Source organism: Pseudomonas sp. ADAK2 TE3594, from assembly GCF_053628675.1.
Genome location: NZ_JBRJGV010000001.1, coordinates 1,416,300 through 1,440,811, shown reverse-complemented (window position 1 = coordinate 1,440,811; position 24,512 = coordinate 1,416,300). Strand labels below are relative to the sequence as shown.

Below are 24,512 nucleotides of genomic sequence, written 5' to 3'. Positions count from 1 at the left end.
TCCCGTTTTCAACCGGCTAGCGTCGTGCGCGCTGCTAGACTCGAAACAATCAGATGAGACTTGCATATGGCCCTAGACCGCTTCGGCTTTTTAATGACGGCCCTGTTGCTGACCGCTTTTACCTTACCGGCAGCCTACGCCGATTCGCTTGAAGCCGCGCTGATCAAAGCGGCCCCCAATGCCAACGCCAAGGTAATTACCCTGGCCGTGCGCGCCTCCCAATGCAGCCGGTCCCAAGGCGCGGTCCCGGCTCAAAGGCTAGCAGTCATCGATTACTCCCTGCCCTCCACCGAACAACGTCTTTGGGTATTCGACCTTAAGAAACGCAAGTTGTTGTTCCACGAACTGGTCGCCCACGGTCGCAACAGCGGCGAAAACATGGCCCGCCAGTTCTCCAATCAGAATGCCAGTTACGCCACCAGCCTCGGGTTGTACCGCACCCAGTCCAGCTATGTCGGGCAGAACGGTTATTCGTTGCGCATGGAAGGTCTGGAGCCGGGTTTCAACGACAATGCCTTCGAGCGGGCGATCGTTATTCATGGCGCGCCCTATGTCAGCCCTGATCTGGCGCGAGCGAATGGCCGGATCGGCAGAAGCCTGGGTTGCCCGGCGGTGAGGCCTGCGATTGCACATCAACTGATCGACTCGATGAAGGATGGGCAGCTGTTGTTTTCTTACTATCCGGATCAGCGCTGGTTGAAGTCTTCTTCGTATATCAATTGCGGTAACGCCACCGTGGCGAACAGAAGTCACTGAATACAGCGTGAAACTGTCAAAACTGTAATCTTGGCCTCAGCCTGCTGAAAGGCGCCGCCCGTTAGCCTCCACCTCATTAAGTTCTCCTCCCTCCGCTCAGGATGGATTTGAGGGCTTCATCAGGCTGACGGACGGGATAAAACGGCATGCATTCCAACACCTCAAGACGCACCTTCGTGAAGGGCCTTGCCGCAGGCGGGGTTCTTGCTGGCCTCGGGCTGTGGCGCACGCCGGTCTGGGCGGTCACCAGCCCCGGCGAACCGAACGTGCTGGCCGGTACCGACTTCGACCTGTTCATCGGCGAAACCCCGGTCAACATCACCGGCAACCCTCGAACAGCGATGACCATCAACGGCGGCATTCCCGGCCCCCTGCTGCGCTGGCGTGAAGGCGACACGGTCACGCTGCGAGTGAAGAACAAACTCAAGGACAGCACCTCGATTCACTGGCACGGCATCTTGCTGCCCGCCAACATGGACGGAGTACCGGGGTTAAGCTTTCACGGCATCGAGCCGGACGGGATGTACGTCTACCAGTTCAAGGTCCGGCAGAACGGCACTTACTGGTATCACAGCCATTCCGGCCTCCAGGAACAGTCCGGGGTTTACGGGCCATTGGTGATCGACGCCAAGGAACCGGAGCCTTTCCAGTACGACCGCGACTATGTAGTGATGCTCACCGACTGGACCGACGAAGACGCCGTCGGCCTGATGAAGACGCTGAAAAAGCAGTCCGATTACTACAACTACCACAAGCGCACCGTGGGCGATTTCATCCACGACGTCAGCGAGAAAGGCTGGGGCTCGACAGTTGCCGATCGCAAGATGTGGGCCGAGATGAAGATGAACCCCACCGATCTGGCCGACGTCAGCGGCGCCACTTACACCTACTTGATGAACGGCCAGGCACCGAACATGAATTGGACTGGGGTATTCCGTCCCGGCGAAAAGCTGCGTCTGCGTTTTATCAACGGCTCCGCCATGACGTACTTCGACGTGCGTATTCCGGGTTTGAAAATGACCGTGGTCGCCGCAGATGGCCTGCACGTCAAACCGGTGAGCGTCGACGAGTTCCGCATCGCAGTGGCGGAGACGTTCGATGTGATCGTCGAGCCGACCCAGGACGCCTACACCCTGTTCGCGCAGTCGATGGATCGAACGGGTTATGCGCGAGGCACCCTTGCGGCGAAGGCCGGGTTATCGGCGCCGGTTCCTCCGCTGGATCCGCGACCGCTGGTGACCATGGATGACATGGGCATGGGCGGGATGGATCACGGCAGCATGGGTGGCGACATGGCGGGTATGGATCACAGCGCCATGCCAGGCATGTCGGGCATGGACGGCGGTGACATGCAGGGCATGGACAGCATGGCCGGAATGGATCACAGCAGCATGGCCATGGGCGCCATGGCCGGCATGCAATCCCATCCCGACACGGAAAAAGACAACCCGTTGGTGGACATGCAAGCCATGAGCACCTCGCCGAAACTCGACGACCCGGGCCTTGGCCTGCGCGACAACGGTCGTCGCGTACTGACTTACTCCGACCTGCGCAGCACCTTCGAAGACCCGGACGGCCGCGAGCCCGGTCGCACCATCGAGTTGCACCTGACTGGCCACATGGAGAAATTCGCCTGGTCGTTCAACGGCGTGAAGTTCTCCGACGCCGAACCGCTGCGCCTCAAGTACGGCGAGCGAATTCGTGTGGTGCTGGTGAACGACACGATGATGACTCACCCCATTCATTTGCACGGCATGTGGAGCGACCTCGAAGACGAAAACGGCCAGTTCATGGTGCGCAAACACACCATCGACATGCCGCCCGGCTCAAGGCGCAGCTATCGGGTCACCGCCGATGCGCTCGGCCGCTGGGCCTATCACTGCCATCTCCTGTACCACATGGAAATGGGCATGTTCCGTGAAGTTCGCGTGGAAGAATGAGGCGCTACCCATGACCAGACTGAATCGCTCTACCCGCCTCGCTTTGGCACTCGCTGGCTTCACGGTTTCTTCGGCCATGGCCGCCACCGACGACATGCAGGGCATGGATCATAGCCAGATGCAGGGCATGGATCACAGCCAAATGCAGAGCATGGACGACGGCCAGATGCAGCCCGCCGCGCCAACCCAAAGCCGCACGCCGATCCCGGCATTGACCGACGCCGACCGCGCCGCCGTGTACGCCAGCCCCACCGGCCACAATGTGCATGACACCGCGCTCAACTATTACTTCCTCGCCGACAAGCTCGAATGGCAGGACGCCGACGACGGCAGCGCGTTGGCCTGGGATCTGTCCGGCTGGATCGGCGGCGACATCGATCGCCTGTGGCTGCGCTCCGAAGGTGAGCGCGTCAATGGCAAAACCGAAGACGCGGAAGTCCAGGCTCTCTGGGGCCACGCCATCTCCCCCTGGTGGGACGTGGTGACCGGCGTGCGCCAGGATTTCAAACCCGGCGATCCGCAAACCTGGGCCGCGTTCGGCGTGCAAGGCATGGCCCTGTACAACTTCGAAACCGAGGCCACCGCCTTCATCGGCGAAGGTGGCCAGACCGCCGCACGGCTGGAAGGTGACTACGACATTCTGCTCACCAACCGACTGATTTTGCAGCCGACCGCCGAGCTCAACGTCTACGGCAAAAACGACCCGCAACGGGGCATCGGCTCCGGGCTGTCCAACACCGAAGCCGGCCTGCGGCTGCGCTATGAAATCCGCCGGGAATTCGCGCCTTACATCGGGGTGACCTGGAACCGCACCTACGGCAAAACCGCCGACTACGCCAAGGACAAAGGCGAGGACCGCAGCGAAGCCCGCCTCGTGCTCGGCGTTCGGTTGTGGTTCTAAACGCTTTAACTCAAAAACCTAAAAACCAACCGCTTAAAGCGGTAAGAGGCCTTGCATGCGCACAATCAAAACCACCGCTGTTGCCATCGCACTTTCAACCGGGCTGCTCATGAGCGCACTGGCTCAAGCCCACCCGAAACTGCTCTCCTCCACCCCGGCAGAAGGCGCGGACGGCACAGCACCGAGCAACATCGAACTGCACTTCTCGGAAAACCTCATGACCCAATTCTCCGGCGCCAAACTGGTCATGACCGCAATGCCCGGCATGGCCCATTCGCCCATGCCGATGAAGGCCAAAGTTTCCGGCGGCAGCGACCCGAAAACCATGGTCATCACCCCGCTCTCGCCATTGCCCACCGGCAGCTACAAAGTTGAATGGCGCGCCGTGTCTTCGGACACTCACCCGATCACCGGCAACGTTACGTTCAAAGTGAAGTGATTGATGAGCGACTCGGTCAGCGTTGCCCTGCGCTTTGCGTTGTATGTGGATTTGATGCTGTTGTTCGGGGTGGCGCTTTTTGGCTTGTATAGCCTTAAAGGGCAGGAACGGCTGTCTGGAGCGGTGTTGTCGTTTCGGTCGATGTTGGCGGGGACGGCAGTGCTGGGTGCGCTGCTGTCCGTCGCCAGCATGGTGATGATGGTGAGCGCCATGAGCGGGGAATCGGACTTCGCCGAGCTGCGTCCGCACATCGAGATGATGGTGCTTGAAACGGACGTGGGGCTCGCCTGGGTGGTTCGCATCGTTGCGCTGGTGATTGCTGGTTCAGCGGTGATGCTCCGTGCGCCTGGTTTCAGTTTGCTGATCGCGGCTTTCGCTGGCGGTGTCGCCCTCGCCAGCCTGGCCTGGAGCGGGCACGGGGCGATGGATGAAGGCAGTCGTCGTTATTGGCATTTCGTGGTGGATATTCTGCACTTACTGGCGGCGGGGGCATGGCTGGGTGCGTTGGTGGCGTTTGCGTTGATGGCGAAGATTAATGCGCTGCAAACCGAAGCGCGCATCAAGTTGTTGGCCCGTGCTGTTAACCGATTTGAGGTGATTGGCGCGGTCATCGTGGTGCTCATCACGGTGACGGGGGTTGTGAATTATCTGTTCATCGTTGGGCCGAAGCTGGATGAGGTGTTTCTCAGTACTTACGGGGTTTTGCTGTTTATCAAAGTGGTGCTGTTTGCCGGGATGCTCGTGCTTGCCGCGTTGAACCGGTTTCACCTTGGGCCGTTATTGGAGCGATCGTTGCGGGACGGGCAATACGCCGTCGCCGCTAATGCGTTGCGGCGTAGCGTGGTGGTGGAATTAGCGGCTGCGGTGGTGATTGTGGGGTTGGTGGCCTGGTTGGGGACGTTGAGTCCGCAGATGGACGCTCTGTAGGGAATGAAGCATCCGATGACCGGCCAAGCAGTCAGTGGACAGCGTGAGAGTCCTTTACTAGCGTCTAACCACCAGATTTAAAGCCATAGGGTTCAACACCCAAGCGCCAAGGTGAAAATGCGGCGCAATTATCGAAAGGAGATCGAAAATGGCTGAAGTAATGAAAGTGGTGGATGTCGACTTAAAATTACTTAAATCAAACCCACCGCAGCTACACATATCGGCAATTGGCCTGGTGAATTCTGGTGGATGGACAAACCCGAGACTGGAGCCGCGGATTTACATTCAGTTCCCACCAGACGGCATTCAAGACTTCGATTTTGTTGCTGATCCGCCCCAAGGGGCTGCTATACAGGTCATCCTTCCCATCGACGCATCAAAACTTTGGAAAGAGCCGCCACTCGATAAACTCAAGGGAGTAAGAGTCCACTCTGCTAACAACTCGATTGAAGCGCATCTTAAGAGTTCGAAGTCCGTGGCTTGTGGATAAACAACTAATGTGAAGGGATACGTGTCGGGCCTTGCCTGACACGTATCATGCGCTGGAGTGAGCGTGATATTGGGACAATGGATGACAGTCGAGAAGCGCTTTAACTACACTGACTCCCGCTTGAACCCCACTCCATCACAAAAGCCCGATAACAATGAAAACCATAAAAAGCACCATGATGTTCTGTGGCCTGCTCGCGCTAGCCAGCGGCGTTCAGGCAGAGCAAACCCCTTCCCATCTCGACACCGTCCTGCAACAAGGCCAACTGCGCGTTTGCACCACAGGCGACTACAAACCCTATACCTTCAAAGGTGAAGACGGCGAATACTCGGGGATCGACATCGCCATGGCCCGCTCGTTGGCCGACAGCCTGGGCGTGAAGGTTGAGTGGGTCCAGACCACCTGGAAAACCCTGATGCCCGACATGCTCGCAGGCAAATGCGACATCGGCGTCGGCGGCATCTCCGTCACCCTGGAACGTCAGAAAAAAGCCTTCTTCAGCACCACGCTGGATGTCGACGGCAAAATCCCACTGGTGCGCTGCGAAAACCAGGCGCAATACCAGACCATCGAACAAATCAACCAACCTTCGGTTCGCCTGGTCGAACCGGCCGGCGGCACCAACGAAGCCTTCGTCCACGCCTTCCTGCCCAAGGCGCAATTGAAGCTTCACGACAACGTGACCATCTTCCAGGAGTTGCTGGACAAGAAGGCTGACGTGATGATTACCGATGCTTCGGAAGCGCTGTATCAACAGAAACTCAAACCGGGTTTGTGCGCGGTTAACCCGACGCAATATATGCAGTACGGCGAGAAAGCCTACCTGCTGCCGCGTGACGACATCAGCTGGAAGTTGTATGTCGATCAGTGGCTGCATCTGGCCAAAGTGACGGGGAATTACCAGAAAATTCTGGGTCAGTGGATAGCGGTGCCAGAGACCAAATAACCCGCCGCGACCCATTCCATGTAGCAACTGGCGAAGCCTGCGTCCGGCTGCGCAGCAGTCGCAAAATCAGAACCCCGCGGTGCATCAGATAGATCACGCAACGGCGGAAGCATTTCAGCCGTTGCGTCACCTTTAATCGTGCAGCAAGCCTGAGCTGTACTCATTAAAGCTGTTACCGATAGCGCTCCCACCAAAGTTCACCTTGTTGGGGCTATGGCCATCAAACTGTTGGCAGTCTTCTGAGAAGCACGTACTGGTGCTCACACCCGAACAGGCGCTCAAGAGCAAAGCACCGGCGATCAGCACGACTTTGAAGAGGTTCAGGATCATTTTTCAGTTCCCTTGGGCTAGAAGCATGGCAACACGACCTTAGGTCATCATCCTATGCCGCAAGCCCGTCAAACTTGATGAAACATTGCTGAGTGACAGCGTTGGTTCAGCAGCCATCACCGTTACGGCTGCTCATCGTCAATCGCAGTGCAGGGTCACTCCTTTTGGGGGCGCGGCGGGTTGTCCTGACGATAAGTATGCTGGGGATTGATGACCAATTGTTTAACCTGGCTGTCCAACTCTTTGCTGTGATACAGGTCCAGGCATTTGAGCAGCTCAAAGCGAACGCCTTGGCGCTCTGATTCGACCAGTGGATTGTGATAATCACGCGCCAGAAACTGGTCAACCAGAGGTCTACCGGCTTGAGGTGCTTGCTCCAGATCGAAATAGGTCCAGTCCATAAGCGCACTGGCACTGCTTCCGGCGTCCTGGGCGGCTTTAGGTTCGCTCTTGTAGGCTGTAGCGATGCAGTCTGCCAGCACCATATCCTTGTAATTTTGCGCGTAGGTGCGCCCGCCTGCCTGTGGGGAGTTGGTCGGATCATCCCTGGACCAACTGTTGGAAGGCGCGGCAGCCCAAGCCAGTACCAAGACCGCAGTCAAATACTTCATCAAGACAAACTTCATCCTTGAGTTTAGGAAGCAGAAAATCTGCAGCAGTTTAATCCTTCATGCTTGAGGTGACATAGACCCGAATGACGGAGTCATAAAGGTGTGTTGCGCGGAAGGGTGTCTAGCAGCTCCGTCACGGAGCTGATGCGATAACGTCCTGCAGCTTATTCGGTACATAAACGCCACATTCACGACGGCTAACCATAAAAAGACGTCAGATATTTCCTTGTTTTCTTCGAAGAAACTCGCTCGTTTAAATGGGGTGTTTAAAGACACTCGCGGTTACTTCACAAAGGCTACAACGCCTTGCGTCGTTGCCTACGACTACGCCAGAATCGACCGGCTTGTGCGCTTAAGGTCCGGGCTTTATCGTTTCCCCGTCGCTGAAAAACAGCGATCGGGTTTGGTAGCCCGTACATGAGATTTGCACAGCATCACCATCGCGGCGTTTTTCGTCTCGGCTTTATGGTGGTCATGCACAGGGCACCTTCGGGTGCGCCGGCTTCCTCATGTCCCGGTCTACCAACCTGCGCATGGCCGCCACCCATCGTTTGGTAGCGAGGTTGGATGGCTCCTTTATTTATGGCATGAGGAGTTTTATCTATGTTCAAACCAACACCCAATCCGCCGATCACAGATCCGGCATCCCCCTACGAATCGCTTGATTCCAAAAAGCTCAACGAAGCCGCCGAACGCGCCCTCGACTACTATCTCAAACCGGCCGCTCAAATCATGGCTACACCATACCAACCCAATACGATGTTTTTCGCCAATCCAAAGTCCGACACCGAATCGCTGCTGGCCAACGCCAGCGAGACGCTGGGATCGGCTACGGTTATGCTCGGTGATTTTGCTGCGCTGCTGGAAGGAACACACCGCAAAACCCTGCTGGGCATCGCGCAAGTGGTCATGCTGGGTGAGCTGGCGGTGAACCAGGCGCTGGATAACGTCGAGCCATCTAAGTAATCAATGTTGCAAATCGGCGTGGGGAGGTGTGAGCCCCTCGCGCCACAGAACACCACTCTGCTGTCGCCTAAATTTGGAAAAAGATGGGGACAGACACCCGCGCCGCTTTCCCGTCGCGTTTCCGCCGCCCCAATGATGGATTGGGCGTAGCACTCCCCCAACGCCCCAGCCAGACAGGCTAATCCGCTGCGACTTCTTCGCTTTGTAGCAATTTCTAAGCAAGCTGCAATTACTGCCTGACATGGGCACAGCCGGTACTATGCTTGTGCTTTTATTGAAAGGAGTCGACGTCATGCCTGGTGATTATTCACTGTCGGATGTACTGGAAAGGCTGTACGAAAATCAGCAGGCTCTGCAGGCGGCTATTATGGAGTTGACCCTCCTGGTTGAGGAGCAAGGGGCGCAGGAAGTGGGGGGAAATGTCCGTGGAGCACTGTGGACCATGGGTGAAAACGCCGGCCATATCAAACAAGGCCTGGCTCGATTGAAGAAATTGGACATCGGTTAACCGATTGCACACAAAAAGCCCGGCGACAGTCATGTCGAGGTGAATTCAGCTGATGGTTCTATCATTACCAGAGTCTCAGGGGCCAGTCTGGCGACGCGCCACAGGCAGCTATCGGCCGATTCTGTTGAAAAAGTCCAGCTTGGTTCTCACGACAGAAAAGTACGCGTCTGAGATTGAATTCCTTGCTTTCAGCAGAGGCTTCCAGACTCGGATTTTACGTAGCAGCGTGCAAAAGATGTGTTTTACCCCATCAGTTTTCGAGCAGTTTGAGAAAACCGACTTTTTCAACAGAATCGGCCGATTTCAGCCTGTCGCGACCGGCTGAAAGCGGCCAAAAACGGACGCAAACGATTAAGCTAACGGGCGGCCGAAAGCGCAGCTTTTGGATGTCCAGCTCACGAAGTGAGCGTCAGCCGCGGCCCTGCCGGAGGGCCGAAGGCCCGGAGGCAGGGACGTCGGCTGGAACCTTCGCTGCGGCGAGGTGCTACCCGCGGCTCAACTAACCGCTGATCTGAACCTCTGAGGACGCTCATGGACTATGGATGGAATCCATCGTCCATCCACTGCTGAAATTTGAGCAGGCTTTCTTCGCTCCAAGAAGGTCCTCCCTTCGGCATCCGATCGGAAGGGTCAGTGCTGGAAAGCCTGGAGAATGTATACCGTGCATGCCAATGGTCGGCGTACACCGCACTGCCGGTCGGATCACACATAAATACCGCATCGGCCAAGGGCCAATGCCTCTTATCCATACAACCGAGATCTTTTTCTCGAAACAAAGGGACGATATCAGCGACGTACGAAAGCATATTAATCACTCTCCTTGGCATCCCATTCAAAGTGGTGCTCTTTACGGGCGTTCGTAATTTGTTCCGGGAACTCGAGGTCCGTCGACCATGCGAAGTCTGCCGGGAAGTTGTTGCGGATTCGCGATCGACCCAGCTGAGGGAAATGCTTCGCGTAGTCGGCTCGGCTTTTCTCGGGAATCGGCGGCTGAGGTCTATCAGGAAGGAGCCAAATGGTGTCTGCGAAATCCACTTTACGAGCAGGCGAGATGCTGGGGGCCTCCGACCATGTAATTGAGTATTGGTGACAGCCAATGCAGTTTGTCTTGTCGTTGTTGATTTGCCGTTCTACGTAAGGATTACTACACCAACTGGTGACCTTATCAAAAGGCGGTGAACTCGCTTTCGCCGCCGACGACATTGCGTTAAAGCTCCCTTTGATTGATGCCGCGAGAGACGGATAGTCTTTCTCGTAGCTTTTCCACGGAGCGGGATCCATCTCGTTGAAGGCACTGGTCACACACATCTTGTAGTTTCGCCAGACCCCTTGGTTATATCCGTTGATAGATGCCGGACGATCCGCGCCGAAGTCATTGTTGGGCTGAGGATCCCACCACAACGTCACCCAGATCCATTCGCGCGTGTCCTTGGTGGAAAAATGGATTGCGTTGAGGCCGTAGGTACCCCCGTCATTGGTTTTTACCGAGTACATCGTGCTGGTCGAACGTGCCGCCGACTTACCGGGATTCCATTTTCCGTTCAGCGAACCCAGCTGACGCTCAAGCGCCGGCCCCGAGGTGTCGAAAGCCCGGTCCTCGCTACCATCGTCAATCGATGACCATTGCGTCTTGACCATTACTGCGCTTCGAGGAAACTCGTCGAAGCAGTAGGAAAACTGTGATGCTGTGCGGGGTGGTGTGTCCGCAGTCTCTCTGCGCAATGCACAGCCCTCAATACCACGCGCCTGCGTTAGTAAGTGCTCAACGAAGCTCGGGCTGAACATTGTGATGCCTTGCCCGAGATGCGCCCGCTTTCCAGTTGGATCAGGCTCCTCAAGGTTCTTCAGCTGTAACAATGTCTGATTCATGTTCGCACGAGTGAGGCTTTCGCCCAGATCCTTCGTGGAATACTCGACCAACGTCCGCTCAGCGATCTTCGTCTCACGATCGCCACAGCTACTCTCACGACATTTTTTGAGATTGTCGACATACAAATCGATGACCGAATTGACTTCAGCGTTCTCAGACGCGCCCTCATACCACGTGTGCCACAGCGGCACGTCGATGGTCATGCCATCGACCTGCAGCTTTTGAGGCGCAAGCATCGATTCGACAATCTTCCAACCTGCTTGCCGCCTTTGCGACATGTCACGTTCCAGGCGGTCGAAAAGAGCCTTAGGATCTTCATCGATGGGCACATAGTCTGCACCGCGTTTAATTGCAAGACGTCCCTCTCGGTCCGCCTCTGTCGTGCTTGTTCCCGGAGGGGGCAATGCGCTAAGTATCCGTACCGGCCCGGTTGAGCTCGCAGACTCTTGCGCCCCCCCTCGCGACTCTAGTGCCGCGGCTGAAATTTCGGGCTTATCGCATCCCGCCAATGTCGTTAGCGCTACTACCGCACAAAAATGAATGCTCAGGTTCCGGAACATGCTGATTCTCCCTTTCCTTCATATTCGAACTAATGCGTTCCACTGCTCAATCAGCGTGGTCCATTCCGGGACGAGGAGCGGCCCAGAATTGCTCTCAACTCCGATTTCCGGAGGGACCGCAGTCTCGTCGTCGGTATGTACCGCAATAACATGTGTATCGGAGTCATCCTGGACAGCTCCAAGCAGCACCGGAGCACCACTCGCTCCTCCCAAAGTGTCGACGGTGTAAAACAGTCGACCCTCGATCACTCCAACCGAAACTCCAGACGCTCGCTGTTGGGTAGAGTGAACGGCTCTTCGCCGAGAATATCCGCTGATCGTCAGCGGCTCGCCTCCGACGATGACCCGGTCGTTGATGCCGTACGTGAACCAACCGACGACGCGCCCTAGGTCGTCGTCGAGATGGATTGCGCCAATGTCTACATTCCGTCCGGGCACTTTCTGCCACGCCTTCGTGGCGGAAAAGCGATTTGCATCGTAGCTCCCGAACGGGGCTTCGCTCCGATCACGGCCTGGAGTGACCGATATTTTCGTCGCCCATCCGAGGCCTTGTTGATGATCGAACACACAGTGGGCAGCGGTGACGACGAGAGCTGGGCCCGCCAGCCAACCCGTGCCATAGGCGGGAGCGTCTGCTCCCGGCCACCAGATCTCGAGGGAGCAAATCATTCGCCACGGCGCGCTAACGGTGCTGGCTACAGGGTCCCGATCATCATCGCCAATGATACTTTTGGTATCGAGACCAAAAAAACCGACGCCCTGTGGTGAAACTGCGTCAGACATCAATTGGTTGTGTGACGCATCTCTATCACTCACGGGCGATAAATCCGTGCCGGAACTGCGATTAGCAACATCTTTTCTAGGGCGCCAGTTGGAGCACGACTGCAAACTCGACTTCATAGCAACTCCGTTAGCCACCAGCCGCCCATCACACGTTTGAACCGCCCCGACTTTCCCGCAGGCCCCTTCCCTTTAGGAGGATTGAGCGATGAGCAAGTCACCGAAGAATTTTAAAGAAATATTCCTAATCCGGCAGTTGAAGCCGATGCTTTATCTATCTCCTTCCTATTATATATGCCAGCAATGAACTTATATTCCATGTACACCGACCCTTTATCTGTTTTTACTGTCAAGCCATTAGAGCCGATGCTTTGAAGAATCCCTCTAGCACCCGCACCACCTTCGGACGTGTAGTAGCCACTACAAAGAACTACACTCAACTCTTTACCAACGCCAACCCAATCCGTCGCAAGAGCCTTTGCATCAGCACTATCCATCGCACTAACCTCCTCCATATTTATAGCCACAGAGTAGTCCAATAAAAAAATCATCCACCTGTTATAAATGACAACTTTAAGAATTTTTCAGAGCAGACCATGTGCCGAATAATTATAAGGCGATTGCAAGAGCCGAGTGCAATTACAGTTATTTAATGGAAGTTTTGGGCATCAAGGCTCACAACAATGGCCTCTTGCATCACTTGCCCCATGACTTCGATTGGACAGTTGAAATCGAAACGTTTGTGCAAGACGCATATTCAATTGCAGTGCGAGGGCATCTAGGTTTTCCTGGCTATGTACTGACAAGTCAGTCTCCTAGGGCAACTATTGACGGTCAGCCCCGTTGATATTCACGTTACTGCCGCGCTGCCAGGGCTGTGCGGGTCACAAAAATAGATCGCCACTCCGGTCTTCTGGGTGATTTCGACGTGCTGCGCCATCTTCCTACCTTGGTCATAGGTCATGCTTTTACGCATCGCCAGCGTCATGCGATTGAGCACCGCACTGAAGCCTCCATCGCAGATGGTTGCCGTCGTATCGTTCATTTTCATCAGCATCAAGTAACCACAGGTGTCTACAAACGAGGCGTTGGCTTTGCCCCTAATCAGATCGCGCTCCCAATGCCCTGGCATCAACCCGTCTTCAATCTCGCGTGATCAGCATGTGAATACTGATCATCTGGGGATCTGGCCACGCCGATCCACTCCACCAGAGCATGGCCTGGGGCGGTCCTACCTTGGCGTAGGCAGATGATCAGCTCCTTGCGAAGCTCACCGACCGGCAGGGGTGAAGGTGTCTACAACTATCTCGCACTCCCTAGCCTCATGCCGACCGTACATCCCTAGAATCCTACACCTCGTCGCCTCTTACTCACCCAACCGTGCGATTCCGATTACTGTATATAAAAACAGTATACGTCCAGCGAAGACTCTTCCATGAATTTCGACCAGGCTAAAGCGCTAAGACATCAGCAGTGGAACTCGACCCTCGACGACCACGACTTTCGAATGCAGAACCCCGAGGCGCACCGGCAGCACCTTCACTCCATGACATCCACTTTGCTCGCCGAAGGACTGATCAACCCGCTCGAGCAATACGATATGAATGAAATGGCTAACGCCGCGTACTGGCATGCCGTGGAAGAATTGCAGAGCCATCCTGTCCGCTATTGCGGCGCATCATCCTATGACGTTGTAGCCTGCAACGGCTCCCTGACACTGGGGGAAATCGGGCGAACCATTTTTATGGCGAGAAGGGACAACCTGGCCGAAGTTCGAACCACCTACGATGGCAAGGTCTATTGCGGCGGCTCCGGGGTAAATCTCGTTTTCAACCCATCCGGTGTCACTGCACGCATCGAAGGCCTTACGCTGATCCTGCCCGATGGCCGACAGTTCGACCTCATTGAGACAGGCCGGATGATTCTCGGGGTTATCTACAAGCCGATTGAAGACTCCGATATTTATCGTGCCTTGGTCGACGCGGCGCAAGTCGCGCTGGAAGATCGCGATCTGAACATTTACGAAAAGATGCGGCCGTTTATTGATCTGGCCAGGTTCAAAACCTGCCCCGATTGTCTCGACCGCTTTGACCGAAGAGACGACTGCACTGCCTGCTCCGGACAAGGCTTCGTCATTAAGCATCCGAGTGCTGGTCTACGCTGAAAGCACAGCTGGAGGATCTGACCATGTGTGGACGCCTTTCCCAGTACCGGGGCATTCACGACTTCGTCGCGGCGCTCAGCATGCCAAACGCACTAATTAACTATACTGGCGACCAGCCTTTCGAGCGCTATAACGCTGCGCCGTCCACGCAGCTCGCCCTTTTACATCAAGAAGGTCAATTTCTGCGGGCTGACATGGTTCGCTGGGGATGGCGGCCGCATTGGGCCAAAGACCGCGCAGCGCCGATCAATGCCCGGGTTGAGAAAGTCGCTCATGGTCCTTTTTTCAAAGCGATCTGGCCGCACCGAGCAATCATCGCCATCGACAACTGGTTTGAATGGGTAGATGAAGGCGGCCCAAAGAAGCAACCCTACCTGATTCGTCACCGTGACCGAACTCCGATCCTCTGTGCTGCGATCGGCCAATACCCCAGCGCCGAGCATGAGCCAGGCGAGTATGACGGCTTCGTCATCATCACCGCCGACAGCGCCGGCGGCATGGTGGACATCCACGACCGTCGGCCGGTAACGCTGTCGCCTGAACTGGCCCGGGAATGGCTGGACCCGGCCACGCCCAATGAGCACGCGGAACAGATGGTACTGCTGCAGGGGGAGCCAACCGAAGCATTCGAGTGGTTCAGGGTCGACAGGGCGATTGGCAATGTCCGCAATCAGGGTGCCGCATTGATCACTCCGACTTCACCACTAGACCCATGATCTGCCCGATTATGGCGAAATATGGTTTGTGCATGATTTCCACTTTTCGTGTAATAAACATTTTAACTGTTCATCACTTAACAAATCATCCACCTCAGTAAACACAAGCCCTTCACCCCGCCAACATATAATAACAAGCATCACCCACCAACTAACAAATATTCATGATTTCCACTTTTCGTGTAAAAAACAGATATCGCGACCTTCCATAAAGCAGCGTTCAATGCATACCCGCCGTATACACCCATTGCCCACATCCCCAAATGCCGTATACCCCCTTAGCCCTATACCAAAGAAGGACGTCACGTCGCATACACCTTTTGACCCGGGGATAATGTACCCAGACAAATATTAACCAACCCCCAATAATTCTCGTCTCGCCATTGACGAACACCGTATTTAACAACTAGTTTAAAAACAGATTCACTTTCCGCCCACAGCTACCGCGCCATTAGGCGCGGCATGTTTCTTTGCGAGAATAAAAAAATGAATGTGCTGGCTCTTCTAATGGCAACTGTTGAGTTTCTTATCAAACTCACCGAGCTGTTGCAGCTTTGGGGTATTGGTTGCCCAGGATTCGCGCCATGGTGATCAGAACAATCCGCCCAACGCAGCCGGCTCCCAATTCAAGATCACCAGTTCACCACTCACCTCGGCCTTACCCTGCCGTTGATTGGTGTTGCAGTAGCGGATGTCCAGCGTTTCGAAGTGGAAGCCCTCGAATACCCGTCGAATATCCGGGTGGTCGTTGATGCTGACCATGACCTTGCCTTTGCAGCGGCGCATGAAGTCGGCCATCCGCTCGTAATTCTCGAACGGAAAGTCCACGCCGTAACCAGCGGTCTGCCAGTAAGGCGGGTCCATGTAGTGAAAGGTGTGGGGGCGATCATAGCGTTCAGCGCATTCTAGCCAGGGGAGGTTTTCCACGTAGGTGCCGGACAGGCGCTGCCAGGCAGCCGAGAGGTTCTCCTCGATCCGCAGCAGGTTGATCGCCGGACCGGTGGTGGCGGTACCGAACGTCTGTCCGGTGACCTTGCCGGCAAAGGCATGGTGCTGCAGGTAGAAGAATCGGGCGGCGCGCTGGATGTCGGTGAGGGTTTCGGGGCGGGTCATCTTCTGCCACTCGAACACCTGACGCGAACTGAGCGCCCATTTGAACTGGCGCACGAACTCTTCGAGGTGGTTCTGCACGACGCGGTACAGCGTGACCAGGTCGCCGTTGATGTCGTTGAGGACTTCGACCGGCGCTGCCTGGGGCCGCATGAAGTACAGCGCGGCACCGCCGGCAAAGACTTCGACGTAGCATTCGTGGGGCGGAAAAAGTGGAATGAGGCGGTCGGCCAGGCGGCGTTTGCCGCCCATCCAAGGGATGATGGGTGTAGACATTGATTGCAAGACCTTTACTGTATGAATAAACAGGTGCTAGGCTCGCCGCGCTTCGTGCACGGAGTAAGAGCCTTGGCTGGACTTGCAGGGACCATCTGCAGGGACGGCGGCCGGGTTGGATGTTGACGCATCCACTCCGGTCGCTCTTTTTCACTTCGGTGTTGAGACTTCTTTGGCATAGGCCTGACAGGCCGCCAACGCAATCAATCCTTGGTCGCCGGCATCGGTGATGCCGACAATTCGTTGAGCATGCGCTGGGTCAAGTTGGGCTCTTGTGGGGCCATGAACCATGCCGCCGGTTGCGGTGGCGGCTGACACTGTGCGGCTACTGGTTGCATCGGTGGCGTCGAGTAGGACTGACAGGCGCAGATCAGCAGTGGCAAGGCGGTCGCGCAGGCGACCTTGATCACGTTGGGCATCGCTCAGGGCTCGGTAATGGGTTTGTTCACTGGCTGAAAGCCGCTGCTCCAGGGCCAGACGTTTGTCCTGCTCGGCTTGTTGCTGCGCGGTCGCAGCCAGGATCAGTTGATTGAGGGTGTCGGTGTGCAGCTTGGCCTGGCCTGCCAGTTGGCTACCGTAGCGCCAGTCCTGCACCTGCCAGGCCACGGAGGCAGAACCACCCACCAATGCGGTCAGCAGTACACCGATGGCGAACAGCCGAAACGGCACCGGAATCAGGTCGACGAGGCGCATAACACCGCCCTCGCCCGCTCCCACAATTGCAGCCGATCCGCCAGGCCATTAAGGCCGCCGTTGATCTTGCGGGTGATCGCCTCAAACTCATCTCGATCTGCCAGGGCATTCAGTTCGCGTACCCACCAGAACCACGCGGCCGACTCGGTAGCCCATTGCGGCAGCTCGAGTAACTCCGGGGTGCGCAGCAATCGCTCGTCGCCGAACAATGCCAAGCTGCAGCGCAGGTAGTTGTTCCGGCCGGTCACCTGGATCAGGCCACGACCGCGATAGCGCTGACCATCACCATCAGGCTCTGGCGTATTGCCCAGCTTCGCAGCCAGACTGCCTGTGTCGTACTTGCTCAGGTACTGGTCGCCGCCCAGTTCGCGGACGTACTGCAGTTGACCGGACTCGTGGCCGACTTGAGCCAGGAATGCGGCCTGCCGTTTCGGTGTATTGATTTGCCGGTGGGCCATGGCGGTGTTCAGGGCGGATACAAAAACGCCCGCTTGGCGGCGGGCGTTCGGCATGATGAGTTGCAGCTGTTGCTCGGTTAAGGACATACAAACTCCAGGCTAAAAAAAAACCGCACTCAGCGGCTATGGATTCTTTTTCGCGCTACTTCAGGGATACGACTTTGACCGGCTTCGCCTCCTTCTTCTTTTTCCTGCCCTTGGCCTTGGCTTTGCCGTTCTTGCCTCCGTTGCATTCGACGGTGGTCGACCAGCCGGCTTGGGTGTAGACCTGCTCCACCGAGTCGGTCAGATACTCACCATCGAGCCCGACCTTGAAGCCCTGGGCGTTGATGGTCCGCTCGGCAAACAGGTCCGTACGGCCGGGCATTTCAAACCGAACATCCGCGCTCGAGCGATTGAATGCCGCCAAGCGCGCCTTGGCCGCCGATTCCGCGGCGGTCTTGTTCGGGTGAATATGCCGATCGGTATGCACCGCCGGCAGGCCATCCGGCACGTCGTCATTGTCCAGGGAGACGACCGCGAGCTTTCCGGTCTTCTTGTCCTGGTGCTTGGTAGCCACCGCCTTGTGCGCGCTGCGATCGCCAAAGCGAAACTGCCAGCGACTGACGTCACTGCGGGTCAGAGTGACCGCCCCGAACGCCTTGCCGCTGGCCGTCTGGCCACCTTGGCGGGGCATCACCAACAGCTTCCCGTCGCCGACCTTGGCGGTACAGTCGTATTGCTTAGCCAGGCGCGTGATGAAGTTAAAGTCGGACTCGCTGAGCTGGTCTGCCCGGGCGACCTTCGTCGTGACCGGGCACACCGGCTGCCAGCCATTACGCGTGGCGACATCGCTGACGATCTTGGACAACGGCACGTTCTCCCAGCTACCGCTGCGGATAGTCTTGCCGCTGCCGCGCATGTCGCTGGCCTTGCCCTTGATCACGATCACATCCGGCGGACCGGATACCGTGACCTCGTCCACCACGTAGCGCCCCAGGCGCGCCAGACTCGTCTCGGCATAACCCAGGTAGATCTCGATGCCGATGCCCTTACGGGGCAGCGTCACCAGCCCGTCGCGGTCGTCAATGCGCAGTTCGAACTCGTCCGACTCCATGCCGGGCTTGTCCGTGGTGCTGAGCTGCAACAGCCGATCGTTGATAAGGCTCGTGATATCAGCACCATCCGCCACGATACGAAAGATGGGCGTCATGAATTTTTTCCAAAAAAAACCCGCACAAGGCGGGTAAGAAAGTAAGGAGCTTGAAGCGATAAACGACACGAGTGTAGACCATCAATCCCATAGCGTTATCTGCTCCGTAGCGGGGGCCAGCATATCCGGCAGCGTGATCACCACGCCGGCCCGGAACGGCTGTTCTTCTTCGGCCAGCCCCTGATTGGCATCAAGGACCACCTCAACGCTGCCATTGAGGTGGCCGTAATAGTTATGACAGATGGTGTCCAACAGATCTCCGTCAGACGTTCTGCATGTCGTCGCCATAGCGTACAAACTCCAGCGTGAACCCTTGTTTGCGCGGGATGCCACCCTGCATCAGCGCGCTCTGTTCTTCCTCAATGCTCTTGAGGCACCAGTTCCCCAGCACGTCGCCATAGCCCGTGACCAGGCTCAACGGCTCAAGCCTGGCGCCGATCGCGCGCAAGGTGTCGAGCTGCTTCAGGCCGCCCTTGAACCCCGGAAAGATCGCGCCCTTGAGCGTGATTTTCTCGTCGCCCATGCCCACGGCTTGTTGCGCCGGCCGGCGCGACAGGCGTTCCTGCGAAGCCCAGCGAAATTCCGTCGAGCGGCGCAGCTCGTCAAAGGCTGCCGTGTCGAGGTTGAAGAAATACGGCTGCGCCTTGGGATCTTGGGGTTGGATGATCAGCAAGTGCGGGAATGGCTTCACCGCCTCCGGCGCCGGCGTCGAGTCCGTGGCAAAGGCCCCGGTGGGCACGATGTTGGCCAGCGCCGGGCTGGCCTTGCCGGCGATCTTGTTGATCGCCGTCGCCGCCTTGCCCGCCTGTTCCTTCAGCACCGCCATGCGTTCGTCAATCTGCGACAGCGCCCGGGTAGCCGTGTTGTACGTGGCCACCACCTGCCCGACCTTGGCCTGAGCCGCATTCACCCCGCGCATGACGCGCTGCAGCTTGGCCCCGATCGCGGGACCGACAACGGGCAGCCCCTCCAGCTCGGACGTCGCGCCGGTGATTTCCCCGATCGCGCCATTCACCGGGCCCAGCATCCCGTCCAGACTGCGCCGACCGGTTTCCCCGGCCGAGGCCAGGTACTTCAGCCCCGACTGTAATTGCCCCAATGCTTCCATGAGCCCTCCTGATTAAACGTGCGGCGCGTCAAAGAGTTGAGCGCTCCCCATTTGCTTGGCCATGTCGCGATAGTGCTGATCGAGCAACGGCTTGAGCTGACCGTACAGCTGCGCCGCATCCTTGACGTCACCGTTGACCGTCAGCGAAAACGGCGCCTGAATGTCCACCTTGGATTCGATCTTGGCAGGCTCCGACTTCGCGGCCGGTGCCAGTACCTTGGCCAGCGGCCCCGCCCCTATATCGGCACTGGCCGGCGGCAACATCATGGAGCGCGCGGCATCACCGGGCTGCGTTTCGGCTGCGCGTGTCGGCATCACCGGACCACCGCCACGGGCCATCACCAGCGACCCAGCCACTGGCGCCGCGAACGACTTGGCAATGTCGCCCATCACCGGCGGGATGTTCTTGCCAGCATTGCTCATCATCAGCGGCCCGGCAGCCGGCATCCGCTTCAGCTCGTCGGGCGTGCCAAACATCGACTTGCCGATTGCACCACCCAAAGCGTCACCGCCCTGGCTGCCGAGATACCCCCCAATCAACCCGCCGACAAAGGTGCCGATTACCGGCAACACCGCAGTACCGATCGCCGCACCAGCGGCGGCACCGGTCAGCGTGCCCGCCAACCCGCCCGCCGCCGCGCCGTAGCCCTCGGCCTTCTCGTCCTGCGTCTCGGCGTTCTGATAGGTGTCATAGGCCTTGTAGCCAGCCTCAGCGACCGCAAACACCGCCGCCCCTTTGACCACCGCACCGACACCACCCCCGCCACGCACGCCGCCGCCCTTCCCGCCCGGCCTGCCTTTTTTGCCCTTTTTGCCTTCGCCACCGGCATCGAAGTCGCCGCCATCCAGCCCGCCGGTACCACTGGCCGGCATGTTGGTGACGATCACCTTTTGCGGAATGTTGGGATTGCCCATCAGCGAGCCGCGCCCGAGGTTCATCAGGCCCTTGGCAATCTTGAAGCTGCTCATGGCGGCCTGGAAGCCGATCACGGCCGCGACGGCCGCACCGATACCCGTCACCAGCCGGGGCGACTCATCGGACAGATTGGCGAGGCCTTGCGTGACAGAGGTCACCCCGTCGACCACTGCGTCAGTCACCGGCCGAAAGGCATCGCCGATGCCTCGCATGGCGTCGTCGATGCCCTGGACCATTTCCGCCTGTTTCTGCGCAGACGACTGCCGGCGCTCTTCAAGGTTCTTGTCCAGAATCCCCGTGGCGCTGGCCGACTCGCTTTTCAACTTCGCATACAGATCCTTGTTCTGCATGAACGCGGTCAAGGCGCCCTTGACCTGCATGTCGGCGAACAGATCGCCGGTGCGCAGGGCCTGCTCCAGGGAGGCAATCATGGCCTTGGCTTTTTCCGGATCGGTCTCCTTGCTGATCTTGGCCGTGGCTTCCGCCATGGCGGCGGCCTTCTTCGGATCGGTCGCCGCAATGTACTTCTGGGCCAGCTCAAAGCTGGATTCCAGCGTGGACTTGCCATTCTGCAGGCCAGTGTTCATCGAGCCCTGATAATCGATCCCGGCCTTTTTGTAGGCCTCGACCGTGTCACCCGAACCGATCTTTTCCATCCAGTTCTTGAGGTTGTTCGCCGCCTCGTCCGATCCGCCGGCGGTCTTCATCTGCACCTGAAGCATCGCGCCCAGTTGCGTGACCGAATCCATCCCGGTGATGCCCAGCTTGCCCATGCCTGCCAGCAGCTCAGGGAACCAGCGGGCCATGTCGGCAGCCTCGAAGCTGCCCGCCTGCCCTTGGTAGGCGATCGCCTCCAGCGCCTTCTGCATCACTGCCGGGTCGGATATTTTGGCGTTCTGCCCCAGGGCGTTGATCATGCGCGCCGTTTCGCCGCCATCCGAACCCTGACCCACGGCGAACTTGGCCGCCGTTGGGGCATATTGCAGGGCCTTGTCCAGCTCCATGCCGGCCCCCACCAGCGCATTGACCACCTCGGCCACCTGATTGCGCGCCATGCCGGTGTCGCGAGACGTGTCGATCACCGTCTGGGACAGCTTCGCTTCTTCGGGCTTGTTGGCAATGTTCGACTTGATCGCAATGTCACGAATGATCGCGCCGTAGTCCGCGCTGATCTTCGCCGGGATCGCCAGCGCCGCCGTGCCGGCGACCGCTTGGCCAACACTGTTTCTCAGGCGCTGCTTGCCCTCATCGAGCTGATGGTGACCTTTGGCTTTCAGCTCGGCCTTGGCCGCCATCTGACCCATGGTGTTGTAGGCCTTGGCCAGATTGCGGACTTCAACGCCTTGCTTCTTCAGGCTGCTGAGATTGCTTTCCAGCTGTTTCAGTAGCGCGCCGGCGCCCTTCTCGCCCGCCATGTGTGCCTTGCGCCATTCATCGCGCAATCGCATGGTGTCGCCAATGGTCTTTTCCAGCACCCGGGCTTTTTTGCCTTCGGCCTCCAGGCGCTTGATGCGACTGGTGACATCCTTGAACGCTGAACCTACGGTGGAGCTGACCGCCCCGCCAATGACCAGGCCGAGCGCGAGTTTGTTCGCCATGTACTTGCCCTATACGTCGGGTAGATCAAGGGCGGCTCAATCCGTGAGCCACCAAACCATCTCATCAAAGGGCATGGCCGTAATCTCGGCAGCAGAGAAACCGGTCTCTTTCGCCAAGCGTTGGGCCGCCATTTTGAGGGTGGTCGCGTTAAACGTCGTCTTCTTCGACCAGGCGAAAATAGCCCGCCGATAGGCGCTGATAGTCCTTGTATTTCAGGCTCAACAATTCCGGTTCAGTGAGCCCCAGCAAGCTGCTGAACAGCGACAACTCCTGTTTTTCATAGTCGCCGTTGCCCGCCACCTTTGAGGCGCGCCAATCCATGACACTCGGCGCACGCATCATCAGCTTGTCCGTCAGGACGCCGCTGATCAGGGTCTTGTATTTGAGCGTTACGGTAACGCCTTCATCGCTCAGCTTGAGCCAGCTCGGCAGTTCTTGGTCTTGGGTTACTTGGGTCATGTGCTTTTGTCCTTAGAGGCCGAGGGCCGAGCGTTCAGCGGCAGCTTGGTCGACACCGTCGACCACCATCACCATGTTGAGCGGGTCGATCTCGTACATGACCCGGCCGTCGATCTCCAGCTTGTAGTAGACCAGCTTGACCGAGTGCTTGATTTCGGCCTTGTCGGCCGGTTTCCAGTCGCCCATGTCGACCTCTTTGATGCCGCCGCGCATGGTCACAATGACCGGCGTGACCACGCCGCGCAGGCCCTTGAAGGCACCGCGGAACACGATGTTGCAGGCGGTCTGATCGGCCAGGCCGAAGTACTTCAGCGCCTCGCGGCGCACGCCGTTGGTGGTAAACGCCGCTTCCAGCTTTTCCAGCCCCATGGCGATTTCGACCGGCGACAACATGCCGCCGCCCTGATAGTCGTCGGTCTTTTGGGTCAGCTTGGGCAGCGACAGGGTCGGCACGTCGCCGGCAAAGCTGACGCCGTCGACGAAGGCATTACAGTTGGAGAGAACTTGAGGAATCATCGAACGGCCCCCTTAGGCAGCTTCAAGAACTTCGGTCGCCCATTGATCGGTGACTTCGAAGAGGAAATTCGGGTTTTCCGCCGGTGGCACGTCGGTGAAACGGATGCGCCAGTAGACTTTGCCCTGCATGATTTGGCTGGCCGTGCTCATTTCGTCGTCCGCGTAGACTTCGAAATTGATCACCGCGCCCCGGTTCTTCTCGTCACGCATGAACGCCTGAACGCCTTCGGTGACGTCCTTGACATAGGTCTTGGTGATCGAGCGGTCGACCGCCCACTTGTGCCCGGCCTGCACCGCATCCATGAGGATGTCGCAGGTCCGAACGCGGGTGATGAATGCCCATTTCGGATCGCTGGACAGCGTGCGGTTGCCCCACAGACGGAAACCGCCGTCGCGGATGATCGTGGTGATGTTTGCGTTATTGAGCAGGTTGGCCCGGCAGGTGGCGTCGCCGTCCAGGTACTCGACCGGGCGGCTCGTGCCGGTGATGCCGACAAACTCCTTGTTCGATGGCGACGCCCAGTAGCCGTACTCGGCATCGGTCCAGGCAAACAGACCCGCCGTCCACGCCGAGCCCGGCGCATCGACCGTCGCGCTCTCGACCGTGTCCCAGAACTGCACACCCGGATCGACCAGAAACAGGCGCTTACTGCCGAAGTTCAAGGCGTAGGCCATGGCCGCCTCATCAGTGGTATTCGGCCCGTCGATGATGGCGATCGCGCGCAACTTGCCGGCCAGGGCATCCATGGCGGTGGCCACGGCCTGCGTCGCCGAATGTCCCGGGGCGATCAACAGTTTGGGTTGGGCGTTGTGCTTGCTCTTGCCGTCCAGCAGCGCCTGAAGGCCGGTACGCTGACCATCGGCAAGAACACCGCCAATGATGGCGGACGTTTGTAACGCCGTGTCTTCGAGCTTGGGCACGCCGACAGCGACAATTACCGCCTTGGCCCGCACATAGATCGCGGCCGCAGCCTTGGCGATGGCCGACCCCGCGCCGAACGCCGCGATGGCTTCGCGCTCGGAGGTGATCAGCTTCAGCTCGCCGGCCTTGGCCGTGCCGCCGCCGAGGATGCCTGGGGTGAAGGTGTCGCACAGACCGATGATCGACGACGACGGCAGCGAAATAGTCCGCGCCCCGGTGTCGAGCAGCGTGGTCGTAACGCCGTGAAAGAAACTCATAAAGGCAATCTCCAGAAACCAGAAAGCCCCGCATAAGCGAGGCTGTGAGGGATGTTCGTGTTACGCGTAACGGAAAAGAAAACGCCCCGTCAGTGCGGGGCG

26 protein-coding genes and 1 pseudogene are annotated in these 24,512 nt (G+C 58.0%); 11 read left to right on the top strand and 16 right to left on the bottom strand.

Features of this window, described 5'->3' with window-relative positions; genetic code table 11:
- Nucleotides 1-66: 66 nt before the first annotated feature.
- From AB7M22_RS06620 to AB7M22_RS06590, 7 genes are all read left to right on the top strand, one after another.
- On the top strand, nucleotides 67-756 hold the full coding sequence (locus tag AB7M22_RS06620) for a murein L,D-transpeptidase catalytic domain family protein (protein WP_008007153.1): 690 nt from the start codon (nucleotides 67-69) through the stop codon (nucleotides 754-756).
- Nucleotides 757-902: 146 nt separating this feature from the next.
- Complete coding sequence (locus AB7M22_RS06615; protein WP_454185637.1) at nucleotides 903-2,696, top strand: copper resistance system multicopper oxidase; 1,794 nt, start codon at nucleotides 903-905, stop codon at nucleotides 2,694-2,696.
- Between the two features lie 10 nt (nucleotides 2,697-2,706).
- Complete coding sequence (locus AB7M22_RS06610) at nucleotides 2,707-3,597, top strand: copper resistance protein B (protein WP_454185636.1); 891 nt, start codon at nucleotides 2,707-2,709, stop codon at nucleotides 3,595-3,597.
- A gap of 55 nt (nucleotides 3,598-3,652) precedes the next feature.
- Nucleotides 3,653-4,036: a copper homeostasis periplasmic binding protein CopC gene (copC, locus tag AB7M22_RS06605; RefSeq protein WP_008007147.1), complete on the top strand. Its 384-nt coding sequence runs from the start codon at nucleotides 3,653-3,655 to the stop codon at nucleotides 4,034-4,036.
- Between the two features lie 3 nt (nucleotides 4,037-4,039).
- Entirely contained in the window at nucleotides 4,040-4,963 is a 924-nt protein-coding gene (gene copD / locus AB7M22_RS06600) for a copper homeostasis membrane protein CopD (protein WP_454185635.1), read from the top strand.
- Nucleotides 4,964-5,111: 148 nt separating this feature from the next.
- The gene (locus AB7M22_RS06595) at nucleotides 5,112-5,453 is read left to right on the top strand and encodes a hypothetical protein (protein WP_454185634.1); all 342 of its coding nucleotides are present in this window, start codon (nucleotides 5,112-5,114) and stop codon (nucleotides 5,451-5,453) included.
- Nucleotides 5,454-5,607: 154 nt separating this feature from the next.
- Nucleotides 5,608-6,399, top strand: a complete 792-nt coding sequence (locus tag AB7M22_RS06590; protein WP_454185633.1) for a transporter substrate-binding domain-containing protein — start codon at nucleotides 5,608-5,610, stop codon at nucleotides 6,397-6,399.
- Between the two features lie 132 nt (nucleotides 6,400-6,531).
- Here AB7M22_RS06590 and AB7M22_RS06585 read toward each other — a convergent pair whose 3' ends face one another.
- Together AB7M22_RS06585 and AB7M22_RS06580 are read right to left on the bottom strand one after the other, a co-directional pair.
- Nucleotides 6,532-6,729: a hypothetical protein gene (locus AB7M22_RS06585; RefSeq protein ID WP_454185632.1), complete on the bottom strand. Its 198-nt coding sequence runs from the start codon at nucleotides 6,727-6,729 to the stop codon at nucleotides 6,532-6,534.
- Nucleotides 6,730-6,884: 155 nt separating this feature from the next.
- Nucleotides 6,885-7,340 (bottom strand): type VI secretion system amidase immunity protein Tai4, encoded by a 456-nt coding sequence (locus AB7M22_RS06580; protein ID WP_454185631.1) that lies wholly within the window; start codon nucleotides 7,338-7,340, stop codon nucleotides 6,885-6,887.
- Between the two features lie 603 nt (nucleotides 7,341-7,943).
- Here AB7M22_RS06580 and AB7M22_RS06575 point away from each other — a divergent pair.
- Nucleotides 7,944-8,306, top strand: coding sequence for a DUF6124 family protein (locus AB7M22_RS06575; RefSeq protein ID WP_429543946.1), 363 nt, complete (start codon nucleotides 7,944-7,946; stop codon nucleotides 8,304-8,306).
- Nucleotides 8,307-8,598: 292 nt separating this feature from the next.
- Nucleotides 8,599-8,814: a hypothetical protein gene (locus tag AB7M22_RS06570; RefSeq protein WP_454185630.1), complete on the top strand. Its 216-nt coding sequence runs from the start codon at nucleotides 8,599-8,601 to the stop codon at nucleotides 8,812-8,814.
- Nucleotides 8,815-9,621: 807 nt separating this feature from the next.
- Here the strand turns inward: AB7M22_RS06570 and AB7M22_RS06565 are convergent.
- The 4 genes and pseudogenes from AB7M22_RS06565 to AB7M22_RS06550 all read right to left on the bottom strand — a co-directional run.
- Nucleotides 9,622-11,013, bottom strand: coding sequence for a hypothetical protein (locus AB7M22_RS06565; RefSeq protein WP_454185629.1), 1,392 nt, complete (start codon nucleotides 11,011-11,013; stop codon nucleotides 9,622-9,624).
- Nucleotides 11,014-11,262: 249 nt separating this feature from the next.
- Entirely contained in the window at nucleotides 11,263-12,144 is an 882-nt protein-coding gene (locus tag AB7M22_RS06560; protein WP_454185628.1) for a trypsin-like serine peptidase, read from the bottom strand.
- Nucleotides 12,145-12,254: 110 nt separating this feature from the next.
- Nucleotides 12,255-12,521, bottom strand: a complete 267-nt coding sequence (locus tag AB7M22_RS06555) for a hypothetical protein (RefSeq protein ID WP_152641235.1) — start codon at nucleotides 12,519-12,521, stop codon at nucleotides 12,255-12,257.
- A gap of 152 nt (nucleotides 12,522-12,673) precedes the next feature.
- A pseudogene (locus AB7M22_RS06550) lies at nucleotides 12,674-13,308 on the bottom strand (IS30 family transposase); the annotation flags it as partial.
- Nucleotides 13,309-13,459: 151 nt separating this feature from the next.
- Between AB7M22_RS06550 and AB7M22_RS06545 the strand changes: the two are divergent.
- Complete coding sequence (locus AB7M22_RS06545; RefSeq protein WP_454185627.1) at nucleotides 13,460-14,188, top strand: hypothetical protein; 729 nt, start codon at nucleotides 13,460-13,462, stop codon at nucleotides 14,186-14,188.
- 23 nt (nucleotides 14,189-14,211) lie between these two features.
- Nucleotides 14,212-14,904, top strand: coding sequence for an SOS response-associated peptidase family protein (locus tag AB7M22_RS06540; RefSeq protein ID WP_454185626.1), 693 nt, complete (start codon nucleotides 14,212-14,214; stop codon nucleotides 14,902-14,904).
- A gap of 591 nt (nucleotides 14,905-15,495) precedes the next feature.
- Here the strand turns inward: AB7M22_RS06540 and AB7M22_RS06535 are convergent.
- The 10 genes from AB7M22_RS06535 to AB7M22_RS06490 form a co-directional block, all read right to left on the bottom strand.
- Entirely contained in the window at nucleotides 15,496-16,290 is a 795-nt protein-coding gene (locus AB7M22_RS06535) for a DNA adenine methylase (RefSeq protein ID WP_454185625.1), read from the bottom strand.
- A gap of 150 nt (nucleotides 16,291-16,440) precedes the next feature.
- A complete protein-coding gene (locus AB7M22_RS06530) occupies nucleotides 16,441-16,983 on the bottom strand; it encodes a lysis protein (RefSeq protein ID WP_454185624.1) in 543 nt (180 codons plus the stop codon).
- Nucleotides 16,965-17,528: a glycoside hydrolase family 19 protein gene (locus tag AB7M22_RS06525; protein WP_454185623.1), complete on the bottom strand. Its 564-nt coding sequence runs from the start codon at nucleotides 17,526-17,528 to the stop codon at nucleotides 16,965-16,967. Before AB7M22_RS06525 ends, AB7M22_RS06530 begins: the two co-directional genes overlap by 19 nt.
- A 55-nt stretch (nucleotides 17,529-17,583) precedes the next feature.
- On the bottom strand, nucleotides 17,584-18,633 hold the full coding sequence (locus tag AB7M22_RS06520) for a phage late control D family protein (RefSeq protein ID WP_454185622.1): 1,050 nt from the start codon (nucleotides 18,631-18,633) through the stop codon (nucleotides 17,584-17,586).
- An 81-nt stretch (nucleotides 18,634-18,714) separates the two neighbouring features.
- Entirely contained in the window at nucleotides 18,715-18,921 is a 207-nt protein-coding gene (locus AB7M22_RS06515; protein WP_454185621.1) for a tail protein X, read from the bottom strand.
- Nucleotides 18,896-19,741 carry a phage tail protein gene (locus AB7M22_RS06510; RefSeq protein WP_454185620.1) on the bottom strand — a complete coding sequence of 282 codons (846 nt, stop codon included), beginning with the start codon at nucleotides 19,739-19,741 and terminating at the stop codon, nucleotides 18,896-18,898. Before AB7M22_RS06510 ends, AB7M22_RS06515 begins: the two co-directional genes overlap by 26 nt.
- A 12-nt stretch (nucleotides 19,742-19,753) precedes the next feature.
- Entirely contained in the window at nucleotides 19,754-22,255 is a 2,502-nt protein-coding gene (locus tag AB7M22_RS06505) for a phage tail tape measure protein (RefSeq protein ID WP_454185619.1), read from the bottom strand.
- A gap of 148 nt (nucleotides 22,256-22,403) precedes the next feature.
- A complete protein-coding gene (locus AB7M22_RS06500; protein ID WP_454185618.1) occupies nucleotides 22,404-22,715 on the bottom strand; it encodes a phage tail assembly protein in 312 nt (103 codons plus the stop codon).
- 12 nt (nucleotides 22,716-22,727) lie between these two features.
- Nucleotides 22,728-23,231 carry a phage major tail tube protein gene (locus tag AB7M22_RS06495; RefSeq protein WP_454185617.1) on the bottom strand — a complete coding sequence of 168 codons (504 nt, stop codon included), beginning with the start codon at nucleotides 23,229-23,231 and terminating at the stop codon, nucleotides 22,728-22,730.
- A 12-nt stretch (nucleotides 23,232-23,243) separates the two neighbouring features.
- Complete coding sequence (locus AB7M22_RS06490; protein ID WP_454185616.1) at nucleotides 23,244-24,410, bottom strand: phage tail sheath subtilisin-like domain-containing protein; 1,167 nt, start codon at nucleotides 24,408-24,410, stop codon at nucleotides 23,244-23,246.
- Nucleotides 24,411-24,512 lie beyond the last annotated feature (102 nt).

What these genes read in the sequence shown, in the direction of transcription:
- AB7M22_RS06515 (WP_454185621.1), bottom strand. Translation starts at nt 18,921, where the DNA reads ATGGCGACGACATGCAGAACGTCTGACGGAGATCTGTTGGACACCATC.
- AB7M22_RS06525 (WP_454185623.1), bottom strand. Translation starts at nt 17,528, where the DNA reads ATGTCCTTAACCGAGCAACAGCTGCAACTCATCATGCCGAACGCCCGC.
- AB7M22_RS06590 (WP_454185633.1), top strand. Translation starts at nt 5,608, where the DNA reads ATGAAAACCATAAAAAGCACCATGATGTTCTGTGGCCTGCTCGCGCTA.
- AB7M22_RS06580 (WP_454185631.1), bottom strand. Translation starts at nt 7,340, where the DNA reads ATGAAGTATTTGACTGCGGTCTTGGTACTGGCTTGGGCTGCCGCGCCT.
- AB7M22_RS06560 (WP_454185628.1), bottom strand. Translation starts at nt 12,144, where the DNA reads ATGAAGTCGAGTTTGCAGTCGTGCTCCAACTGGCGCCCTAGAAAAGAT.
- copC (WP_008007147.1), top strand. Translation starts at nt 3,653, where the DNA reads ATGCGCACAATCAAAACCACCGCTGTTGCCATCGCACTTTCAACCGGG.
- AB7M22_RS06520 (WP_454185622.1), bottom strand. Translation starts at nt 18,633, where the DNA reads ATGACGCCCATCTTTCGTATCGTGGCGGATGGTGCTGATATCACGAGC.
- AB7M22_RS06545 (WP_454185627.1), top strand. Translation starts at nt 13,460, where the DNA reads ATGAATTTCGACCAGGCTAAAGCGCTAAGACATCAGCAGTGGAACTCG.
- AB7M22_RS06505 (WP_454185619.1), bottom strand. Translation starts at nt 22,255, where the DNA reads ATGGCGAACAAACTCGCGCTCGGCCTGGTCATTGGCGGGGCGGTCAGC.
- AB7M22_RS06495 (WP_454185617.1), bottom strand. Translation starts at nt 23,231, where the DNA reads ATGATTCCTCAAGTTCTCTCCAACTGTAATGCCTTCGTCGACGGCGTC.
- AB7M22_RS06490 (WP_454185616.1), bottom strand. Translation starts at nt 24,410, where the DNA reads ATGAGTTTCTTTCACGGCGTTACGACCACGCTGCTCGACACCGGGGCG.
- AB7M22_RS06530 (WP_454185624.1), bottom strand. Translation starts at nt 16,983, where the DNA reads ATGCGCCTCGTCGACCTGATTCCGGTGCCGTTTCGGCTGTTCGCCATC.
- AB7M22_RS06570 (WP_454185630.1), top strand. Translation starts at nt 8,599, where the DNA reads ATGCCTGGTGATTATTCACTGTCGGATGTACTGGAAAGGCTGTACGAA.
- copD (WP_454185635.1), top strand. Translation starts at nt 4,040, where the DNA reads ATGAGCGACTCGGTCAGCGTTGCCCTGCGCTTTGCGTTGTATGTGGAT.
- AB7M22_RS06585 (WP_454185632.1), bottom strand. Translation starts at nt 6,729, where the DNA reads ATGATCCTGAACCTCTTCAAAGTCGTGCTGATCGCCGGTGCTTTGCTC.
- AB7M22_RS06620 (WP_008007153.1), top strand. Translation starts at nt 67, where the DNA reads ATGGCCCTAGACCGCTTCGGCTTTTTAATGACGGCCCTGTTGCTGACC.
- AB7M22_RS06615 (WP_454185637.1), top strand. Translation starts at nt 903, where the DNA reads ATGCATTCCAACACCTCAAGACGCACCTTCGTGAAGGGCCTTGCCGCA.
- AB7M22_RS06555 (WP_152641235.1), bottom strand. Translation starts at nt 12,521, where the DNA reads ATGGATAGTGCTGATGCAAAGGCTCTTGCGACGGATTGGGTTGGCGTT.
- AB7M22_RS06575 (WP_429543946.1), top strand. Translation starts at nt 7,944, where the DNA reads ATGTTCAAACCAACACCCAATCCGCCGATCACAGATCCGGCATCCCCC.
- AB7M22_RS06540 (WP_454185626.1), top strand. Translation starts at nt 14,212, where the DNA reads ATGTGTGGACGCCTTTCCCAGTACCGGGGCATTCACGACTTCGTCGCG.
- AB7M22_RS06500 (WP_454185618.1), bottom strand. Translation starts at nt 22,715, where the DNA reads ATGACCCAAGTAACCCAAGACCAAGAACTGCCGAGCTGGCTCAAGCTG.
- AB7M22_RS06595 (WP_454185634.1), top strand. Translation starts at nt 5,112, where the DNA reads ATGGCTGAAGTAATGAAAGTGGTGGATGTCGACTTAAAATTACTTAAA.
- AB7M22_RS06535 (WP_454185625.1), bottom strand. Translation starts at nt 16,290, where the DNA reads ATGTCTACACCCATCATCCCTTGGATGGGCGGCAAACGCCGCCTGGCC.
- AB7M22_RS06610 (WP_454185636.1), top strand. Translation starts at nt 2,707, where the DNA reads ATGACCAGACTGAATCGCTCTACCCGCCTCGCTTTGGCACTCGCTGGC.
- AB7M22_RS06510 (WP_454185620.1), bottom strand. Translation starts at nt 19,741, where the DNA reads ATGGAAGCATTGGGGCAATTACAGTCGGGGCTGAAGTACCTGGCCTCG.